The organism is Mesorhizobium sp. WSM4847 (assembly GCF_055811335.1).
Genome location: NZ_JBVVPY010000024.1, coordinates 1 through 20,942, shown reverse-complemented (window position 1 = coordinate 20,942; position 20,942 = coordinate 1). Strand labels below are relative to the sequence as shown.

At 60.6% G+C, this 20,942-nt stretch carries 11 protein-coding genes and 1 pseudogene; 5 read left to right on the top strand and 7 right to left on the bottom strand.

The annotated features are described in order from the left end of the window. The first annotated feature begins 709 nt into the window (after positions 1–709). On the top strand, positions 710–4,141 hold the full coding sequence (locus AC0L28_RS27605) for a DNA/RNA non-specific endonuclease (protein ID WP_473481482.1): 3,432 nt from the start codon (positions 710–712) through the stop codon (positions 4,139–4,141). A 113-nt stretch (positions 4,142–4,254) separates the two neighbouring features. Continuing rightward, complete coding sequence (locus tag AC0L28_RS27600; protein ID WP_473481437.1) at positions 4,255–5,511, top strand: hypothetical protein; 1,257 nt, start codon at positions 4,255–4,257, stop codon at positions 5,509–5,511. A 423-nt stretch (positions 5,512–5,934) separates the two neighbouring features. On the opposite strand, the gene AC0L28_RS27595 is transcribed toward AC0L28_RS27600, so the two are convergent. The 4 genes from AC0L28_RS27595 to AC0L28_RS27580 form a co-directional block, all read right to left on the bottom strand. Further along, on the bottom strand, positions 5,935–8,652 hold the full coding sequence (locus AC0L28_RS27595) for a hypothetical protein (protein WP_473481436.1): 2,718 nt from the start codon (positions 8,650–8,652) through the stop codon (positions 5,935–5,937). A 1-nt stretch (position 8,653) separates the two neighbouring features. Then, on the bottom strand, positions 8,654–9,808 hold the full coding sequence (locus AC0L28_RS27590; protein ID WP_473481435.1) for an AAA family ATPase: 1,155 nt from the start codon (positions 9,806–9,808) through the stop codon (positions 8,654–8,656). Between the two features lie 14 nt (positions 9,809–9,822). Next, positions 9,823–11,073, bottom strand: coding sequence for a hypothetical protein (locus AC0L28_RS27585; protein WP_473481434.1), 1,251 nt, complete (start codon positions 11,071–11,073; stop codon positions 9,823–9,825). An 803-nt stretch (positions 11,074–11,876) separates the two neighbouring features. Next, entirely contained in the window at positions 11,877–12,986 is a 1,110-nt protein-coding gene (locus AC0L28_RS27580) for a trypsin-like peptidase domain-containing protein (RefSeq protein ID WP_473481433.1), read from the bottom strand. A 560-nt stretch (positions 12,987–13,546) separates the two neighbouring features. Here AC0L28_RS27580 and AC0L28_RS27575 point away from each other — a divergent pair. The 3 genes from AC0L28_RS27575 (at position 13,547) to AC0L28_RS27565 (ending at position 18,758) form a co-directional block, all read left to right on the top strand. After that, positions 13,547–14,887: a trypsin-like serine peptidase gene (locus AC0L28_RS27575; protein ID WP_473481481.1), complete on the top strand. Its 1,341-nt coding sequence runs from the start codon at positions 13,547–13,549 to the stop codon at positions 14,885–14,887. Beyond that, positions 14,790–15,260: a DNA/RNA non-specific endonuclease gene (locus AC0L28_RS27570; RefSeq protein WP_473481432.1), complete on the top strand. Its 471-nt coding sequence runs from the start codon at positions 14,790–14,792 to the stop codon at positions 15,258–15,260. Before AC0L28_RS27575 ends, AC0L28_RS27570 begins: the two co-directional genes overlap by 98 nt. A gap of 846 nt (positions 15,261–16,106) precedes the next feature. Then, on the top strand, positions 16,107–18,758 hold the full coding sequence (locus AC0L28_RS27565) for a peptidoglycan-binding protein (RefSeq protein ID WP_473481431.1): 2,652 nt from the start codon (positions 16,107–16,109) through the stop codon (positions 18,756–18,758). An 874-nt stretch (positions 18,759–19,632) separates the two neighbouring features. Here AC0L28_RS27565 and AC0L28_RS27560 read toward each other — a convergent pair. From AC0L28_RS27560 to AC0L28_RS27550, 3 genes and pseudogenes are all read right to left on the bottom strand, one after another. Further along, positions 19,633–19,866 (bottom strand): hypothetical protein, encoded by a 234-nt coding sequence (locus AC0L28_RS27560; protein ID WP_473481430.1) that lies wholly within the window; start codon positions 19,864–19,866, stop codon positions 19,633–19,635. Between the two features lie 38 nt (positions 19,867–19,904). Beyond that, positions 19,905–20,159 (bottom strand): hypothetical protein, encoded by a 255-nt coding sequence (locus tag AC0L28_RS27555; RefSeq protein ID WP_473481429.1) that lies wholly within the window; start codon positions 20,157–20,159, stop codon positions 19,905–19,907. A 52-nt stretch (positions 20,160–20,211) separates the two neighbouring features. Next, a pseudogene (locus tag AC0L28_RS27550) lies at positions 20,212–20,486 on the bottom strand (MBL fold metallo-hydrolase); the annotation flags it as partial. Between the last annotated feature and the right edge of the window lie 456 nt (positions 20,487–20,942).

Below are 20,942 nucleotides of genomic sequence, written 5' to 3'. Positions count from 1 at the left end.
TACCGTTCTGCCGATTGTGCAGGCAATCCAGCGTGCCGGTGTGACGAGTCTCAGAGGGATCCCCATCGCGCTCAGCAACCGCGGCGTGCGCACCGCTCGTGGCGGGCAATGGCAGGTGTCGAACGTGCGAAACGTGCTCGCACGCCAGTTGCCGACTATGTAGCCGCCCCCCTATAGACGGGAGAATGCACGCGGCCCTGGCTCAGGCTACCGCGCTCATTCGACAAGGTTAGGGCGAGCCCCGCTTGCACCGCCCGGCTCCAAGTCTTCACGACTCGTAAGCGTTGCACCCCCAAGCGCTCAGGTGCACTCGGAGGTGCGCTCGCGACGCACCCTGCCAAGGCGTCCGTCGAAATCCAGCAGGCCGCGTTACTGCACCAATGTCTTGCAGTTGAAGAACACAAGGGAGCTGCGAGCGGAGTCCTCGGCCCATCTTAAAACAAAGTCTATTGGCCTAGTGCTCCGTGGATGCAATTGGGATTGAATTTCCATTCAACCCATGGTCTAATATAATTTAAAACCCGATCAGCGGAAGGCGGCTCGCTCTGAAAAGTGCCAGCGCCTATAATTGCAGCGTTAAAACGACCAATAAGTTATGATCTCATGTCGTCGTGACGGAAACACGTTGCTGTGACGATACTCGAAATTATCTATCTCTCATTTGTGCGGTAGGGGCCAAAAATTGGCCAGATATCAGAGCGCCGAATGGATGCCTATAAGTGGATCGTCCGGTTCATTCACCGGTGGACCATTCAGGATAGTGCATCACACTACTGAGGGGGCGAGCGCAGCCGGCGCGTTTAGTGCATTCCGCGCCAACCGTTCTGATCCTCATTTTACGGTAGACGAAAGAAAGATCTATCAGCACATCGACACCAACGTTGCCGCACGGGCGTTGAGAAATCCGCCGGGCGGCGTACAGACAAACCGTGACTCTGCGATCCAGATAGAAGTCGTGGGATTCGCCCACCGCCCAAAATCGAAGGCTACGCTTCGCAATGTCGCGCGGCTGTGCCGCTGGATCGAGGCCACCCATGGTGTGCCGAAGGTTTGGCCGAACGGACGCCCCAAGCCCGCCCGAAACGGCCGGGATCCGGGCGGGCACAATCGCGATGCCCGCACGTGGGATACCAGAGGCGGGCATTACGGGCATTCCAACGTGCCCGAGAACACGCATTGGGATCCGGCCTATACCGACGATGAGGTGGAATTCCTCATGCGGTTTACCGGCGACGAAGGGATAGCGGGCGCGTATGACGAGTTCCCGTCCATTCCGGACTCGGATCCCGGACTGACGTCGGACTACAGCCGCATGCCGGACCACAGCCATGTTGAAGACCGTGCGGCCGGGCCCGAGGCCACGATTGCACCGAGTGCGCCCGCGCGCGAGGAATCGCGGACCCGGCTGGAGACCTTGCTGCCGCGCATGACCGGCGACGTGCTTTCGGCAGTCGACCGCGCGATCGTCGAAGGCCGCATCGATCCCGTCCGATTCGGTGTGGATCCGTCGGAAATCTCCCCGCCCCTAGAACGGGCGGGCCTGGAAAGCCTCGGCGCCCCGCGGCAAACACTCGATTCAGTCAGCAATCCGGTTGGACTTGAAGCCATAGTCCGGCGTGTCGGACGTCCGCCCATGCTCATCCGCAACGACAAGGTCGTGTTAGAACCCGTGCCCCTGCTGCCGCAATTCACGGAGGCGCACGCCCACCGCGTCGGACGGTTCATCCCGTCTGTAGGGCGAGTCGAGTTCGTGAATCACGCCATGCGTTGGGGCGGCACAGGTTTTGTTGTTGACGAAGCGCCCAGCGGCCGCCGCAAGGTCGTGACGAACCGCCATGTCGCGAAGCTTGTGGCAAGACGCGGCCGGGACGGGACGGGCATCTTCCTGCGCTCGCCGATCGGCGCGCGTTACACCGCCAAGCTCGACATGCGTGAGGAGGTGGACTCCGCCCCAGGAGACGCATTCATGCTGCCGGTGACGAGCATCATCTACCTAGCCGACGATACGGAGGCGGACGTCGCCCTGCTCGAGATCGAAATTCGTGACGGACTGTCGCCGGAACCGATTCCACTCGCCTCAAGGCGCGGGCGTGACAGGGAACTTGTCGCCACCATTGGCTACCCCGCTTTTGACGACCGCAACGACCTGTCGCAAATGCGGCAGTATTTCAACGATCTCTATGATGTGAAGCGTTTCGCTCCCGGCTTGATCATGACGGGCGGTGAGGGAACGGTCTTGTCGCACGACTGTACGACGCTGGGCGGCAATTCGGGGTCGTGCCTGGTCAGTCTCGAGCAGGAGGCAGTCGTTGGACTGCATTTCTCCGGAGATTTCGGAGTCCAGAATGCGGCCGTGAGTTCCGAGACCTTGAAGAATCTGCTTTCGGGTCCCAGGACGACGGTCGCTGGAATCGCGCTGGGTATTTCCGAGAAGGAGCGCCCGGACGGATTCCACGAGAGTTCCGATCTCGCCGGCCGAGACGGATATGATCCGCACTTCCTCGGCGACGGTCTGGAAGTGCCCTGGCCCGAATTCGTGGACGACATCGCCGATGACCTCGCGCAACCGTCGGACGCTGAGGAAAGGCGCAAATATGAGTTGCGCTACACCCATTTCGGAGTTCTGTTCTCGAAGGGCAGGCGGTCGCCGCGCGTGACTGCCGGCAACATCGATGGAAGCGCAGCGGTCCGTATCAAGCGCGGCGACGACCAGTGGTTTTATGACCTGCGCATCGATCGCGACCTGCAGCTCGGCGAGGCTGCTTACCGCGACGCCGAAATCGATCGCGGTCATATGGTCAGGCGCGAGGATCCGAACTGGGGCAGCGACGCTCAACTCGCCAATGATGACACCTTCCACTACACCAACTCGGCGCTACAGCACTCTTCTTTGAACCAGGGCAAGACGCTCTGGCAGGGCTTAGAGAACTACATCCTCGACAGCGCGCGCACGGAGGGTTTCAGAGCCTGCGTGTTCACCGGTCCTGTGTTCCGCAACGACGATCCGGAACTGGCGCCCAGCAATGCCCAGATTCCGCAGGAGTTCTGGAAGATCGTCGTCATGCCCAAGGCAGGCGGCGGACTGCATGCGACCGGCTATGTTTTGAGCCAAGGCGATCTTGTTCGCGAACTCCTCGAGCGCCGAAGCCGCACCGAAGCCGTAGAGGGATTTGTCCTGGGCGCCTACCGCACCTTCCAGGTGGGGATCAGGCATATCGAGGAGATCACCGCCCTTTCGTTCCCCGCGCTCGCCGGCGCGGATCCCCTGGCCCGCGCATATGGAGGGGAGGAAGCTCTCGCCGAAGGCCGCATTGCTTATATGCCGCTCGAAAGCATCGGGGACGTCGTCCTCGACGCTCCGCCTGCGCCGGGCGAAGGTGGCCTCGCCGCGCCTGACGTCGGCAATGATACCCTTGCGGGGCTCGAGGCGAAGATCGCGGCGCTCGAGCCGGTAGCGCTCCTCCACCGGCTGGTCGCCTTGGAGGAAATCATCGACGATGCCGACGTGGCCATGTCGGACGAAGTGGCGCGCCTGTTCCAGGCCTATCACAGCGGGGTAGCCTCGGCGGTTCCGGCCGAGGAAGCCGCGGCTCCCGACTTCGGCAAGCTCAAGGCCGAGTACGAGGCCCTCTACATGGCTTGCCGGATTCGCCCTGAACGAAACGGCGAAGTGGCCTGGTACGTCAAGAAGCTGAACGATTTCCGCCCGCGCTACGAAAAGGTAGGCACGGCACTCGGAGTACCGTGGTGGTTCGTCGGCATCACGCATGCACTTGAAGGCAGCTTCAACTTCAAGGGCCATCTGCACAATGGCGACCCTCTCAGCAAGCGGACGGTTCAGGTGCCGAAGGGACGCCCGAAGAAATGGAACCCGCCAAGCGACTGGGAATCCAGCGCGATCGACGCACTTACGATGAAGGGCTATGCCGGCCAGGAGGACTGGTCGATTGCGCAGGGCCTCTACCGCTTCGAAAGCTACAACGGATGGGGCTATCGCGGCCGCAATGTCAACACGCCCTATCTTTGGAGCTTCTCCAATCACTACAACAAAGGCAAGTATGTGAAAGACGGTAAATACGATCCGACGGCAGTATCAAAGCAATGCGGCGCCGCGGTCATGCTGAAAGCCCTTGGAGTCTGAACATCTCATTTGGTCATCGGTCGACCCGACGAATGTCGGGCCGGGATCGGCATGGCGACAGCGGACGGAATCAGTCGGAACAGGTCGGATTGGCTGGCGGAGGGCGGAATAAGGTGGACGTTCAACCCAACGGAAAAGAAGAAGCCGGCGTCAAGGAAGAAGGCGCCGGCCCCGAGGACACCCAAATAGCCGAGGTGCAGCCGCCGTCGGGAGCGACCGATATCGATGGTGCGTTAGATTTCGAGGTGGTCATCCTGGCGATTTCAGCCATCCGCGAGATCGCTGCCGCAATCGCCGCGCGCGTCAAGAAACGGACGGGCCAAACGCCTTCGCTGGTGGTGCTAGGCGATGAGGCCATCTCGGCCCGTATAGCGAGCTGGCGAGCGCTTTCCATGCGGATTGCTGCACTCGAAGAGGCAATGCGGGGCCAACTGGCCAAAGTGGAAGAGGCGATGACCCATACGGAGGCCATGCTTCCGATCCTGGCGGATGCGAGCGCCGGCGTTGAGGCGGTCGCTCACCTGCTGTCTTTCTTCAAAGCCGAGACAAGCTATGAGGGCCGACAGCTTGCACTCGACAATTATGCACTCTATCCAGCTGTCGCTGGTCAACTGATTGATGCGGGCGTCAACCATGTGGTAATCGCCGGAGGCCCGGTGCTGGGGGCGCCAGCAGCGGACAAGCGGGATTTGATCGGGCGCCTGGAGTGCGTCCTTCGCCTGAAGATGCAGTTGGAGCCGCTTCTAGCGCATACCCCAGTTGATGACGATCGGCTGAAGCCTGGACAGGATGACGGAAGCAGCGCCCCGCCGATTGACGACGAGTACGCAGGCGGCGAGCGCGAGGCTGCCAGTGGCCCGGGAGACGATCCGGGGAATGTATCAACGGCCGGCGGTGGTGCAAGGCAGGCGAAAGACGAGGGCGCTGCGAACGGCCCAGACCGGAACCGCCTGACTCCAGCCGAGCGGCGGATCAAATCTTTGGTCGACACGGCCCAGACGCTTTTCGATGAACTGGCCGACAAAGGCGAAGGCCAGTCGCGGCTTGCGGAGTTGCAAGCCATAAGCGAAATCGCGTGTCTGATCGACAAAGAAGCAAAAGAATCAAATGCCTACTTGCTTTCGCCTAAGATGCTGAAGAGCGGAGGCCACTACAGGATCAAAAAGCACCTCTTCACCACGATTTTCTGGGGCGACGAGCTCAGCTACAGCGGAGGCACGGCTGTCAGTTTCGTCTTGACCGATCTGAAGACCGGCTATGTCGCCGATGGCGACGTGCTTTGCCACGCCACCGGCAATGTCAAGTTTCCCGACAAAGTCAAAGAAATTCTTCCTGCCATCGGCGTGCAGCCGCCCGGCGCGACGCACTGATGGCTCCGAGCCTTTCGTCGATCCACCTGCTGGCTTCATCCGGGAGCGGCGAGTGAGTTGGCGCTAGTCTCCCAGGCCCATCACCAGTTCGACGTCGCTGCGCTCGGCATGCTTCTTCCAGCCCAGCCGGTCGGCGGCGATCAGCCTTCGGCATGCGGCAATTAATTACTTTTTCTCGTCGCCGTTGGCTGCTTCGCGGCGGTCGGTCGAGTGGCCAAGAAGCGTTTTGTAGTCGGGAACAATAATGCCACCGCCGGACGTTTTCATTTGGCGAATAAATGCTGGCGAGTTGGGGCTTGCGAGAACTCGTTAAACTGGAACTTCAATGTTCCAGGAATCGCAATCCATATGTGCCGAACTTGAAATACGGTCCGACGAGCGTCTGGACGATCATTTTTCCTCAGCGTCGCGCCAATGTAACGGTTACGATCTTTTCGCCATTCGCCCAGACAGCCGCAAAAGGTAGCGCAGAGGCCTGACGAAAATTCGGTCCCGCAACAGCCACAGGCCGGCCAGCAATGGCAACGCGGCCAGCACCGTCAGCGGCACATAGCCGCCGGGAAGCAGGGCGCCGTCGTCGGGCGCAGGCGCAACGCGCCAAGCGGCGGCGGCCAGCACAGCTGCGGCCACGACATTTTCCCAATGCACGCGCAGGAAATCGACAAAGCGTTCTCCAAATCCTCTGCGGCGAAGACCTTCCTGCTCGATTACCATCGTCCTGAACAGCGGGTCTCCGGCCGGCTTGCGCGCGCGGTAGGGGATGATCCGCTCGGATTGCTGCAAGCCGCCGATCGCCGGCTTGGTTGCGGCGCTGTCGTGCTCGCGAAGAATTGCCCAGATCAGGTCCAGCGCATCCTGTTTCAGTTCGGCAGGCAGGTCGTCGATCAGGCGTCTTCTCAGCCAGCGCGGCATCTGGCCCTCGCGCAGCCATGGCAGACGGGTGAGCGCCGCAAGACGCGGCTCGGCATAGAGTTCCCGCCCGCCCAGCTTGAGGTTCCGGCCGAGATAGATCGTTAGATCCCAAATCAAGGCGGGATAAAGCGCGAGCACCGAAAGCCAGATCATTCCGGCGGTGTCGAGATACAAGGCGAGGTCGTCCCGCAGCGATGTCCACAGCGGGTGGTCAGGCTCGCCGGTGTCCGGATCCGCCTCGGAAAGGAACAGATGAGGCTGCGACTTCAATTGCTCGGGGAGTGCGGAAATTTCGATCCCGTCGGCGAATGCCACCGTCCTGAAATGCTGCGTGCTGCCGCGGCCGTTGATGCGGAGCAATTCGGCAAGGCCGAGCAGGCCTTCGACAGTGGCGCGCCCGATCGGAATGTTGAGGTCGCGCGCGATGGCCCGCTCTTCCATGCCCCATTCGTTTACTGGCCTGGGTGTCAGCATGGCGCGATCGGTCCACTGAAGCAGCGCGCTCGTCCACGGCTGTGGCCGCATCCTGAACGGCTTCAGCATACCATGTCCCTCACCGAGGATGATAAGGCGGCGATCGGAATGCTGGCCGGCCACCTCTTCGATGGCCTGCGGGCGGCTTCCCCAAGTGGGAAACAGCATGGAGGGGCTTCCTATGAAGAAATAGCGCAGCACCGGAACCCCGGCATCGGCCAGCCGCAAGTGCAGGGCTTCCAGGCGCTGCGCTTCTTGGTCGAGGCCGGATTTCGCCTCGATCAGGATGAGATAGGCCGGCGAAGATGTGATCTCACCTGCCACAGGCGTGAAGACGCCGCCTCGCAGGATCGATCCATGGACCGATTTCTCCGCGTCGATGGCGATTGCCGCGATATGCTGCCGAACGTTGAGCGAGCGGGCAACGCGCGCCATCCATTGCTTGTCAGTGCGGTTGGCGCGGATATCGGCCGGAGCGGCGACGACCATTTCGTGATCCAGCGGATTGTCCGGCAAGGCCATCCGGTAGCTGGGTTGCAGGTCTTCGTCGTGCCGGCCGGCGCGAAGCGCAAACCATATTCCTAGCAACAGGATCGGAGCGGCGAACGCGGCCGGCCGAAGCCATGGTGGTGCGGTGACGATCGCAGCGGCGGTGGCAGGGCGCCAGCTTGCATCGGCGAATGCTCCCTCGGGAACCTGCTCGCCGCTAACGGTGATCCAATAGGCTCGGTCGAGAATGTCGACGACATCGGGGCCGGACTTGTCGAGCTCGGAGCCGAACGGCAGTATATCCTCGATCAACCCACGGAAGGTCTGGACGCGCTGCTCCCTCGGCGCGGCCGCTTCGGCAGCAAGTTTGTCGGTCCGTACCATTGCAAGGGCCTCGCCGGACCTTGCGGTGATGCCCTCGATGGCGGCGGCGAGATATACTGCCGCCGGCGCTTGCAGCGCCGCAGTGGCGGGTGCAGGCGCTACGCCGAGATCGGCGAAGCTCTCGCCAATTCGCCGGCGCACATCGGCGTCGGCAAGGTCGAGCGGTTCATCCGGCGGCAGCGCCATCCTGTTGACCAGTTCGGGAAGCGACAGGCTGCGGTTGCCGGAGAGTTCGCGTGGCGGCCACACAAGCTGGAGCTCGGCAAGCGTCGGTGCGGGCGACAGCCCATGCGCCAGGATCGACCGGTCGATCTCGGCAATCAAAAGGTCGGGTGTCCAGACGCCATTGGGTACTTGGGTCACCGGCGTCGATTTTTCGGGGTTGACCGCAACCGGGGGGGTGATCGGGGACTTCTCGAAATCCTGTGCAGGCGGGATCAGAGAGGCAGCGAGCACTATCGCGATGGCGGCGGCCATCAATGCGGCAATCCAGGCGGGCTCGACCCATCGCAGCGCGCCGGCGAGCCGTGCGGGCAATCCGGCTACCCTTTCTTGACCGGCCTTCGGACCGACTCCTTCACCTGGGGCGCCTAGTCCTTCCTTTCCGCCGCCGACCGTGTTGTTGTATGCCTCGGCGATTTTGCGCTGATCTTCCGTCGAACGCGCCAGAAGGCCGCAGAACATGGCCCGAACGTAGGCAGGGCTGGCGGCATTCCGCTCTGCTGCGTCGAGGAGCTGATAGGCGCTGATTGTTTCGCGAGTCCCAACGGCGATGCCCGATGCCCTTACTGCGGCAAGGAAAAGCTCAAGCTCGTCCTCGCGCGCCACGGCAGGCGGCGTCGGCGCGCGCGGGGAGACCATTTCGGCAGCCGGGGCCATCATCCTAAGACTTCGATACGTCCTTAAGAAGGCCGTCAAGCTTGGGCATGATCACGTCGCGGTCTTCGAGCGTCTTGATCAGCATAACCATCGACCGTGCGACAAGCTCTGGTACCTGGGCCGACAGCGATTTGTCGAGATCGGCGCCTGTCCCGACAAGCGATTGCAGCCAGTTCAGAAGCTCCGACACACCTGGAGGCTTGCGAAGCGACAGGACTTCGCCGTCGCGCAGCACAAGATAGAAATCGATTGCTTCCTGGGCCATCTTCTCATCGCCTTCAACAGCGCTTTTTTTCGCGACGGCGGCGTTGGGGTCGGCAAAGCGTTTCCGGCCAAGCCGGGCTTGCACGATGGCCGTGAGCTGCTTCGGGTCGGGATCATCGATATTGTGGTAGACGCAGCGTCGAAGGAATGCGTCGGGCAGCTGCTTTTCGCTGTTGGACGTAAAGATCACGAAAGGCCGTTTGTCGTCGGGCGGCCGCGGTGTTTCGGTTCTCCCGATCGTACCGAATTCGCCGACATTGAAGCTAAGCTGTTCTATCTCGTTCAAAATGTCATTCGGAAAGTCTCGTGGGGCCTTGTCGACCTCGTCGACGATGACCACGGACCGGAAACCGGCGGCCGGCCACTTTGCCTCGATGGCCTTCCGCTCCTCGTCGTCCATCGCCCCGAGTATCGTCGCGTCGTCGCCCTCCTTCCGCGCAATCGGCAGAAAATTGGCGACCTCGCCCTTCACGCGGGAAAGCAGGATGGCGATGCCGAGGGCCTGATAGGAGATGAAACGGCGTGGATCGGACGAAGCCCGGTCCGATCTGTCGATCTGCGAGGCGTGGAAGCGGCCGACGATGTCGAACGTATAGAACATGTCCTTAGCTTGCGAGGTCGATTTCGTGTTGAACTTCAGGCAGGGATATCCCAGCGCGTAGGCAACCGCGTAGCCGAGTTGCGTCTTTCCGCTGCCGGGTTTGCCCGTAACGACGAGCGGCATGCCCAGGAGCAGCGCCGCATTGACCGCTGCTTCCAGCTCTTCTCCGGCGATATAACGATCGGGTGCCTCGATTCCCCGTCTCGGGGCGGCTTTTATTTCGCTCGGTGTCTCGGGCTTTTCGACCCAGGAGTTGTCTTTCGCGCTGCGATAGAATGGAAATGTCGCCACCATCGCCGCCCCTCCTCCTAAGCCCGGCCCGTAGCAGGCTTGATCTTCTGTTTCCACTTGCTCGTGAACTGGTTCTCAACCACCTTCATTGGTCGGCTGCTGCCTTCCTTGATGAAGTTCGTCACGTCCTTCTCTATGTCCGAAACGTCAAACCAGCGGTTGCCTTCGATTGCGTCGATCCATCTTACCAGATCGGGGGCTCCGATCGGATATAGCGGATCGAGCACGACCGGACGTTGTTCCTGCTGGAGGGTGTCGAGGCAGCCGCGGCCCCAACCAGTGTGATCGATCATGAATTGCCAAAGCTGTTCCGACGGCGTTCGAATCCGACTGATCGGCAGATCGCGATCCTTGTTGTGACTAATGAAAAACAAGACCAGCGGATAGACATCTTTCGAAAGGTCGATCCGCATCCACCATTCCAGGCATCGCTTCAGCAACTGCCGGTCCCATTGGTTTGGCGCAGTCAAGGATATCTGAGTCCAGAAGAAGAAATTCTGCTTGTTGATTACTTGGATGAAACGATCCCGTGCCGCGCTGCTATCTTCATCGGAGGATCCAGTTCCCCGCACGCCGGCGCCGCAGGATGCCATTATATCGCTCAGGTAGATGCGAAACGCTTCATCAATATATTCCGCACTCGCGGGCGCGGCGTCGGCTTCAAACGGCCACGCGATCTGCTGATGCCGATATTCCGCCTGCCGTTCAATGGCCAAGCGTGACATCAATACCAATCGATCGATGAACAACCTGGGACAATCGGTAGTTCGGCAAGGCAAAAAGGCGATGTTCGATCCTTTGCGGAACGACGATCGGCGCCAAATATCCCGAAACGTATGCTCTTGGGGTGCACGATCGATAAAGGCATGCAGGCGTCTGACCGTTTCGGATGGCAGGCTCGCTGGCGGTTTGTCGCTGGGCGGCGCTGGCAGATCGGCATTCGTCAAGCGCCCGCGGTCACCGTCGCCGAGGCTTTGTCCTTGAATGGCCAGTTCGCGAAAGAACGCGTGCTTTGTAGGGTGCACCCTAGTCAAATGGGCAGCGTTGCGCAGCCACTGCTGTAAAGGCACTACGCCGCCGACGAGTGCGTCGGCGTTGTTCATCGCATTTAGGTCCAACAGAAGCTGTTCGCTTGAGTTGGTGGCCCGCTCTAGCCGTGCCACATACTCGACGGGTATTCCGATTAACAAAAGACCGCGTTTGTCGTGTAGGCCTGAGATAATGGCCTGGTCGTGGATTTCGTATATCTGCTCAACTCTCCAGATCATCCTGCCACCTCGTTGTGCCGTGTGTGATGGCCAACAGAGAGATGCCTTGGCATTTTGATCCACAAAGTGAGCTCTGTAAATCCAGGGAGATTCCAAGGAGGCAGCAAGCGGGCGACTGAACCCTTCTGTCCCGTTCATGCAGTTCTGAAAGGAGTGTGTCTGGACTCGCCTCATCCCAACGGCGCGTCTTCCGGCTGTTTGTCAGCAGATAATGGACGGCCGAGTGTCCTCGGATTGTACGGCCAGTGTTGTCGACCGCATGGAGCATGAAGCGCGGCTTACCCGACGGGCTGCCTTGGTTCGGCAGGGCCGCAATGTATTCAATCGGCACGCCCGGCACGAGGCGATTTTATCCGAAGACGTTCTTGAAGGCTGATTTGACATGCTCGGGCATTTCGCGGAAGTCATATGCGAAATATCCGATTGCGCAATTTTCCCGTCCCTTCGAGGTCCTCAGCCGGTGGCGCGGCGATTGGCAAGTGCGACGCGTTGGCCGGATCAACACCAAGTTCCGGTTCCAGGAACAGCCCCGATACGGATAGACGAAGAGGATATCTCAGACTGCCACCCGATGCGAACGGAAGCACTGCGTCGTCAGTTTCGAGCAGTCCGACGCTCCGTATTGCACGTTCGAGAATTGGCCGATCCGCTTCGAGCGATGCCCACGCAGGATCGTCGTCGACCTGGAACGGCCCTTCCTTGATCAGGATGGCAGGCCGTGCTGTGAGGACGCTCGCTTCGAGGAGCGGGCCGGATCGGAGAATGATGGCCATGCTTGCGAACCGTCGCCGATCCGATCTCGCTCAGACCATCGTGGCGCCGATCTGCGTCCAGAGACGCGCGTGATTGCTTTTCAAGTCGTCAACGATCGAACGGATCAAGGTGCCGACGTTGATCCAGACAGTCTCCTTCCCTTGATAATTGAACTTACCCAGAGACATCGTCGCCTTTTTGTGAAGTGCAAGCACCTGCCACCGGTCGTTGCAAACCGGAGAGCCCGAAGAGCCGAAATCCGTATCCGTGTAGTAGGCGAGATCGCCTCGGTCCAAAGCCGCGGCGAGATTGTTGCGGATCGCCATTTGCTTCGGCGCGCCGGCCGGGTGCTGAATGATATTCACGGGAAGCCGCAGGCCTTCCCTGAACTCCAGCGCGCTTCCCCACAGCGGAAGCGGAGGGCGCTCCATTTTTCGCTCTAGCTCCAGGATCGCGTAATCGAGCGGTAAGTTCGAAGCGCTCGCCCTTACCGTTTTCACCCTCTGGCCGGCGACGTTGTCTTGGTTGTAGTCGAACTGGACTTCAAGGCCTCGCCCCTGCAGTTCGAAGTCTTTCGGATCAGCCGGCGCCTCGCCTTCGTTGCGGGCGTTCACCACGTGGTGATTGGTGATGATGTGTTTCGGGCCCATCAGCCAGCCGGTCCCGAAATATTGCATCTGCTCGTCGGAATATGGGTGGTTGCGAGGCTCTCCCCCCTCGAAGCGCGGAACTGTCAGCTTGGCGACGGAACCTCCGGTACGCATGGCGCCAGCCAAAAATCCGAACGGCAACAACTCGCTAACGAAGAGGATGCGTTCCTGGCGTGTCCGGGCTGGCGCCGGTGCAACTTGCGCCAGCTTCTGCTTTTCCACAAGATCGGCGCGCTCGCGAAAAAATGTCTGCCTGGTAGGGTGCACGCCGGTCGAGTAAGCGGCGTTGCGCAGCCACCGCTCCAGCGGCACAACGCCACCGACGATCGAGTCGGTGTTGTTCATGGCGTCCAAGTCCATCATAAGCTGGTCAGCCGGGTTGCCCGCCTGATCGAGCCCGGCGACATATTCGGGGGGTATGCCGATCAGCATCAGATTGCGCTTGTTGTGCAGGCCGCCGCTGATTGCCTGCTCGCGAATCGAATAGAGCTCTTCGACGTCGAAAAACATGCGCAGACCCTCCGTAACCGCCGAGCCGAAATCGTGTTCCGGGTCCTTTCTCGGCAAGCACAAGAATGGACTATTGGACAACACCAATGCAATTGATATTCTACGCGTGTTCGCTCTAACCTTCGCCTGCGGAGTACACCTTACGGCTGACCCAGCCTTGCCGGAACGAGGTGATTTGTCATGCGGTTCCGAGTCTTTCGAGCGTTTTTCTTTTCGAGCCGTCGGGGAATACGATGAGCACGCTTAAGGAACAGCTTACTCGCTTGCGCCGGTTCAGGGCTTCCGTTCAAAGGGCAGATCCGAAGCTTGCTGAGGAAAGCGCAGACCTTGGATCACACACGGAGGCGTTCGAACCGGAATTGTCCGCTGAGGCGCTTGAGGCTACCCTTGAGCAGGAAAGCATCGCAATGCGTCGCGTGTTCTTGCTATTCGCGACAATGTGACAACCCTCGTCTTCATCGACCAAGCCGACAGCGAGATCTGGGCGAGAGGCTGACAAAGGCAAAGCCACAGCTCAACCATGTGATACCGGCGGTCGGGCGAATCAAACGCTCGAATGGATTGGGACCGGATGGCTGGTCGCCGAGAACATTCTTGTCACCAATCGCCATGTAGCATCTGAATTCGTAACCCGCAAAGGCGAGGGATTTTCTTTCAAGATGGGGATAAATGACCGGATTGCCGCGAGTGCAGATTTTCTCCAAGAGATCGACAATCCGAACACGCTCATTTTCAAGCTAGTTAAGCCTATACACGTGGAGGACAGCTCGGGCCCTGACATCGCGTTCTTTGAGATCGAAATGCTCTCTGGCGATCGTAAGCTCGCCGAACCGATTATTCTGGCAGAGCAGATCGAACAAGTGACCAATGTCGCTACGATAGGCTATCCTGCGTATGACAGCCGTATTCCGGAACCTGATTTGATGGAGCGTATCTACGGCAAAACGTACAATAAGAAACGGTTGGCCCCGGGTGGCGTAACGCGCGTCGAGCAGACACGGATTTGGCACAATTGCACGACCCTAGGCGGCAATTCCGGGTCAGTGGTCGTTGACCTCGACAAAGGAGTCGCACTCGGGCTGCATTTCAGCGGCAGCTTCGTCAAGTCCAACTACGCGGTACGTGCCGATGTTGTAAAGAAGCTTCTCGACGACGTACGCGGTGGTCGCGCTGGCCGACGCGCCCCGACGCCCGTTCGGGAGAAACATCTTGCATTGTCAGTGGGCGCGAACCCAATCGGCAGCCGACAGCAGGCGGGAGCAAGCGCGACGTTTACCGTGCCGCTCACGGTGACGGTGTCGCTCGGCACTTCTCCGAGCAAGTCGCCGGCTTCAAGACCCTATAGCATCCCGGCTGGGGTTTCCGACGTGGATGCCGACGATTTCGTCGAGGAAGACGAGGCGGTCGCATCCGACTACAACGATCGGGGTGGTTACGCGCCCGATTTCCTGGGCGACAGGTTTTCAATAGATCTCCCTAAGGTGAAGCGCAGTTCCTACGATGTCCTAACATTCGAGGTTGATGGCGGAGGTTTGCAGTACGAGCTGCGCTACGAGCACTTCTCGGTCGTTATGAGCCGCAGCAGGCGCATGTGTTTCCTCAGCGCATGCAACATTAACGGCAATCATTCGCGGAAGGGCACGCGCGTTTCCTGGAAGTGGGATCCCCGTGTACCCCGCGAGCAGCAGATCATGAAGGAGTGTTATGGCAGTCCGCCGAAGTTCAGCCGGGGCCATATGACGCGGCGGGAGGACCCGAGTTGGGGCAACGTTGCTTCCGCCAAGCGTGGCAACGAGGATTTCCATGCACGTCACCAACGCCACGCCCCAAATGCAGGCGTTCAACTCTCCCATCTGGCTGGCGCTGGAAGATTATGCTCTGCAGCACGCGCGCGAAGATGACATGAAGATCTCGGTCTTTACCGGCCCATATATCGCCGAAGTCGATCCCGAGATGTATGGCGTCCGCATCCCTACCGCGTTCTGGAAGATCATTGCGTTCATTCACGGCGAAACGGGCAAGCTGTGTGCGACCGGCTACGAGATGGATCAGCGGAACAGTCTGCGGCTGGAAGAGGAATTTGTCTTCGGAGCCCTCACTTCGCCGCAACTGGGCACGGCCACCCAGGTCCCCGTACATGCTATCGAGACGCGATGTGGCATCGACTTCGGCAACCTTTCGGATGCCGATCCGCTGGCCGTTGACGAGGAGAGCATATCCGGAGGCCCGCGCTCGCACCTGCTTGTCTTGGAGCAGATCAGGTTTGTGCGGTGACGCGATTGGCATCGGCCGCGATCGCGAATTTGCAGGACAGCTCATGGCCTCCAAGGCTGCAGTCAATCTTCGGTGGTTGTGGTCTTGCTCAAATGCGAACGTGCTTTCTCGAACTGACCAGAGAAGGGCCCCCAGTTGGCGATGGGTTCTTTGGCCGGAACTCCATGGAGCGGCGGTGTCCGGCGTCGGCCAATTCCCCTGATCAGTGAAGGCTGCCACCCCTTGCTCTCAATCACGCTCCGCATTCGGGGGGTCGTGATAAAGGGCCGGGGGTCTACGGCCGCGATCGGCACGCCGAGACCGCACGCCTGTCCGGATGAGCATCTATATCATGAAAACCGGGACACCTGTCTCAAGCGCCGCTGCGTCCCCGCCGGGGATGGTGTCGGGCGACCAGCCATGGAGTGACGCGTCGCGTTCGGATCCCCTCCAGCGCTCAAACTAGGCGATGCATGAACGCATCCTCGACCACCCGCAAGTTCTGCGGGCCGATCTCCGAGACTCGGGTCCCGATCACCCGCTGCTAGGATCAATCGCTAATTCACCGGGAGCGCATTGCGCTTGTCCTGAACGACGGGCGCATCACGACCGGCTGCTCGGCGAGGCCGGTGAGGGCCTCGGCCAGTTCGACGCGATGCCGACCCGATCAACTAGTTCGCCCAAGTCCTCCGCGCGCCAGCGACGACATGGCGATCCGGAGCGCCACGACTACTCGGTTCATCGCATCTCTAGGCCCTCAGCGCACTGGCGAGATACTCCCATGATCCCTCCTGATAGAGCACGCCCTCACGGCTGAGCCGGTCGAGAATCTCTGCCACGATCTGGATCAGGCGGCTCTTCGCCGATATGATGGGGAAACTTGCCAGAAGGACCACGCCTAACGCCGCGCGCGAGGGCAAGCAGTGCAGCCTCATCGAGGAAAACGTCATGAACGGATTGCCGTCCCCTCACGCGGTGCTTTCTATCGGGGCCATCATGACGCTCGTCGCGCTGCTTGTCTTCGCCCATCTGCCGCGCTCCGCCAAAACCAGGCTGGGTGGCGGGGCACTGCTAGTTGCGGGACTGGCACTCGGCCCCGGGGCCGCAGCGCTATGCCTCGACTGGGCCTTGGCAAAGGTGGTGGAAACGCACGCGCCGCACGATTCGGCTGTCGCCGCGTTGGCCATTTCGACCGACGGTAAAGAACTGGCAACGAGCACCATTTTCGGCGAGACGCGCATCTACGACCTCTCCGACGGTCACTTCGTTAATGGACCTTCCTTCCCGCGCGTCGCGGCCCTGCACATACTACCCAGCTCTGATGGCAATAATTTATTGGTGGTGATCTCCGACAACTCGAGCTTCTACTTCGCGGGGGGGATAACGGGCCAGCCCGTATTGCGGGCGGCGAATGAGGGGCGGGCCCACCTGCTTTCGTCGTCGGTTGCAAACCGGCTATTCGCGGCCCAGGGCGCAGGAAGCGACGCGAGTGCCCTCCAGCAAAGCGCGAAAGGCACTTACATAAGTCCTTACACTATAAAGTATTATTTTTTTGAGCGAGATTCATCTTTGGTGCTTTCCGAATTGCCTGTGCGGCCGACGGCCATGACGGTCAGCATGCCCGTCGCTCGGCTTCAGGCCGCGCTGCGTGCCTTCGGCATGCAAAATGTTCCGCAGGACGGCGTCTTGGGAGAGGCTACCATTTCCGCCCTGAAGGAATTTCAGAGGCGAAACGCTCTCCGCGTGACCGGAAAAATCGATACCGCCACTATCGGCAGGATATTGGTGCTGAATCTCAGTGATCTGGAGTCGCTGCAAGTCCTGCTCGGTCTCGCCAATGGCCGGATCGCGGTTGTCGATCAGTTGTTGCAGCGCCCGACCACCACGTTTTCACCTGACACGTCGGCCTTTGAGTCAGCGGCCATACTGAACTGGAGGCCAATCGTCCGCATTGTGACCAACGGCGCGGGCCATCATGCCACGGTGGATGCAGACGGGCACTTGTCGCTTTGGACAGTGGATGAAAAAAGTGGTGAGCCGAACTCGGACGTGAAGTTCAAGGCTTCAAGGGTGATAGTGATGAAGGGGCACACAGATTACGTATGGTCGGCCGCCTTTTCGCCTAACGGGGCGCGCGTAGTCACCGCCTCCGCCGACAGCACGACGCGGCTGTGGGATGCCGTGACCGGCGCGCCGGTCGGCGCGGCCATGAAGCATGAGGATCGGGTCTGGTCGGCCGCCTTTTCGCCTAACGGGACGCGCGTCGTCACCGCCTCCGCCGACGGTACGGCACGGCTGTGGAATGCCGCGACGGGCGCGCCGGTTAGCGCGCCTATGAAACACTTGAGTGGAGTCATTTCCGCGGATTTTTCGCCGGACGGGAAGCGCATTGTTACCGCGTCCGACGACGCCACGGCGCGGCTGTGGAACGCCGCAACGGGCGCGTCAGTCGGCGACATGAAGCATGAGGGGGCGGTCAGGTCCGCCCGCTTCTCGCGGGACGGGAAGCGCATCGTCACGTCGTCCGACGACCGTACGGCGCGCCTCTGGGACGCCTCGACAGGCGCGCTGATCAGCGTTCTGCCTCATACCGACGTTGTCAATTTCGCCGGGTTTTCACCAGAGGGGAGGCGCATTGTAACCGCGTCTTCCGACAGCTCGGCTCGGCTGTGGGACGCTGCGACGGGCGCGCTGATCCTCCAATCTCAGGTTCATGCGGGTTGGGTCAATTCAGCCGCTTTTTCACCGGACGGAAGGCGTATTGTCACCGGGTCCTACGACGCCACGGCGCGGCTGTGGGACGCCGCGACAGGCGCGCTGATTGGCAAGCCAATGCTGCATAGTGACACAGTCATCTCGGCGGCCTTCTCCCCGGATGGGAGGCGCATTGTAACCGCGTCCACCGACAGCACGGCTAGACTGTGGGACGCTGCCACGGGCGCGCCGGTTGGCGAGGCTATGAAGCATGAGGGGGCGGTCAAGTCTGCGACCTTCTCGCGGGACGGGACGCGCATCGTCACCGCGTCTTCCGACAACACGGCGCGGCTGTGGGACGCCGCGACAGGCGCGCCGGCAAAGGCCCCGCCCTGCGTCGGCTGTGTCGCGCTCGAATTCGACGAAACAGGCCGTACCATCGAGGCGACCGACTACGCCGGACAGATGCGCCGCTTCGATATAGCGACTGGCAATCAGGTGACCGAGAGTGTCCCCTGTTCAAAAGGCTATGTCGTCGCGCTCGGAGATGGGCGGCTGGTCATCAGCCGGAGCGACGGTTCGGTGCTTGTCTGCGATCCTGCAGTCGGCGCGGATACCGAGATTATTGGACACACGGCGATGATTTCGTTAGCCGAAGCGCTGCCGGATGGCCGGATCGTCACGGCTAGTATCGACGGCACCCTCCGTGTAGTCGACCCGGCCATCCAATCCTATTTCGCTGCTGCGGATCCGTGGCCTCCACTGCGGTCTGCAAGCGGAACTATTGCGAGCTATATCAAGAGTGTGTTTTCCGCCAAGCCCTAATGCGACACCTGAAAAACCTCTCAAGAGCGCAGATCTACCGCGGGCTTGGCACTAAACATCATGATTTTACTAGGTGAAGCTCTTGGCTGCCGTGGCGTTGGCTTACACGCCGAAATGGTTTGTCCGACAGGCGTCTCGACGCAGGCCTCCCACCAAAGCCCTTACCCTCGCACCGGTTCTCAGCCCGAGGCACAAAGTGGAGAATGTTGGATTCCAGTCGCCTTCCCTCTACCACTCAATTCTCCCAGAACGTTCTCTGCTTGGACTTGGCCGCCCCGAAACCCCGCAGAACAGCAGGCTCTTCGGCCAAAAGCTGTGGAGTGGCTGTAGTGGTGAGAGCGACACATTTGTTCTCTGTTGGCCCATACTCTCCAAAGCTGAGGAGTACGCCTTTTTACTCCCGAGCTTTTGCTCTCTGAATTTGCAGGACTTTTCGGTTCCAAGCTTGGAGTGGTTTGCGGCGACGCCACTATGCGGAGAACACAGAAGCAAACCAACCGGTGACCAATTGGTCAGCCGCTTCGGCCTAGGAGCGGGGCTCCGGTGCCGAACTTCAAATGTCTGGAATGGGCCGTCAGACTGACGGGCGGCTTTCGGGAATGAGGTGGAGCAGAGTTGCCGTTCACGCATTAGAGTCGCCCGATGACGCCTTATGGTCCTAAGGCGGATCTGGCCCATCGACGCTGCCCCTGCCCCGCCGTCAGCACCTGGCCATGATCACCTCGTCCCCAACTCCTTGGTCGACGCCTGCCCGCGCGAGCGCCTCGCAGTGGAGCTTAGCCAAGAGGGGCACGGTGACCTCGTGGCTGCGGCCGTTTCATATTGCGGCCCTGGGGAACGTCGCGAGGTCGACTTCCACTGGCCGGGGGGTACTTCACCCTTTCCTTTTCTTTTGTGCTGGCGGCGTCTTGGCAGCCGGCGCGGCCTTCTTCTCTTCAGTGCCGCAACCCTCGGCCTTCGTCAGCGTCAGCTTGATCGTGCCGCTATCGCCGAACGCGCCAACCGGAGTGGTGATCTTCCACGCCCCGGTGAGCGCCATCGCGCCTCCGCCACCATCGAGCGAGACCGTGTAGTTGCCGGCACCCGACCAGGGCACGCCGGCGGCCATGCCGCCAACCGTGAAACTGCCGCCGTCGCCTTGGGGGTCTAGCGAAAGAGGATCCCCGCCGATGCCCCGGTGCCTGGCAATTCGAATGGCTTGGTCAGGTCGCACACTGTGTGATCAATGGTCAGATCATTGTATCCGCCCTTCGCTCGATAGGCCTTCTTCTTGCAAAGCTTGTCCAACAAACTCCTGGCGATCGCCTCGGCCGCCTCCGCCACCTTGTCCTCGCCGAGAAATCCCTTGTCGTCGGCAATCAATTTCCCGTCGCCATCGGTGATCTGCACGATCCAGGTCACATCGCCGTCACCGATGCCGACCACGCCGTCGATGAACGTACCTACGCGCAGCTCGCAACTCGCGCCGCGCCATGATGTAGCGGGCGTTCGGGAATGTCGGTATCCAACGCCCGTCTACCAATCGTGTGTTCCAGCCGCAATGGTCGGCATGAAGATGGGTGCACAGCACATAGTCGATCTGCTCGGGAGCAACACCTGCATTTGCAGGCGCTCCAAAAAGGTGCCGTCATTGCGGCGATGCCAATGGGGGAAGTATGCGAACGTCTTGTCGTTGCCGACGCAACTGTCGACCAGAATGGTGTGGTCTCCGGTACGAACAAGAAAACTCTGGATGGCTCGGTCGTGCCGATGACGTGCTCGTGTCGCGTACTGTGAAGGATCTGGTCGCGGGCTCTGGCATCAAGTTCGAGAACTTCGGAACCCACACCCTGAAGGGCATTCCAGAAAAATGGCAAATATTACGTGCCATCAGCTGATAGTCCTCCGGCGGATCGAAGGTGCCGCCTGACCCTCACACTCAGGCCTGCCGAACTTCCGCTCTGGGACGGCTTCCCGTCGGCCGTCCTTCGGCATAGATCCGCAAAGCAGCCGTGATCGCGACCTTACTCGTTTCCGATCTCTGGGTCCGGTTATGGCGCAATCGAGGCGACCCGTGCTTTTAACCGCTCTGCACGCGGAAGAAGCCGTTGGAGGACTAAACTAGGTTGGGTGGAAACTTGCCGTATGCGCGCCTGTCGGAACGACGTGATTGCGGCAAGGAGCGGACGTCGCCCCGCCTATGCG

Coding starts and splice junctions, on each gene's coding strand:
- AC0L28_RS27605 (WP_473481482.1), top strand. CDS start 710: ATGCCTATAAGTGGATCGTCCGGTTCATTCACCGGTGGACCATTCAGG.
- AC0L28_RS27595 (WP_473481436.1), bottom strand. CDS start 8,652: ATGATGGCCCCGGCTGCCGAAATGGTCTCCCCGCGCGCGCCGACGCCG.
- AC0L28_RS27590 (WP_473481435.1), bottom strand. CDS start 9,808: ATGGTGGCGACATTTCCATTCTATCGCAGCGCGAAAGACAACTCCTGG.
- AC0L28_RS27585 (WP_473481434.1), bottom strand. CDS start 11,073: ATGATCTGGAGAGTTGAGCAGATATACGAAATCCACGACCAGGCCATT.
- AC0L28_RS27580 (WP_473481433.1), bottom strand. CDS start 12,986: ATGTTTTTCGACGTCGAAGAGCTCTATTCGATTCGCGAGCAGGCAATC.
- AC0L28_RS27570 (WP_473481432.1), top strand. CDS start 14,790: ATGCACGTCACCAACGCCACGCCCCAAATGCAGGCGTTCAACTCTCCC.
- AC0L28_RS27565 (WP_473481431.1), top strand. CDS start 16,107: ATGATGGGGAAACTTGCCAGAAGGACCACGCCTAACGCCGCGCGCGAG.
- AC0L28_RS27560 (WP_473481430.1), bottom strand. CDS start 19,866: ATGGCCGCCGGCGTGCCCTGGTCGGGTGCCGGCAACTACACGGTCTCG.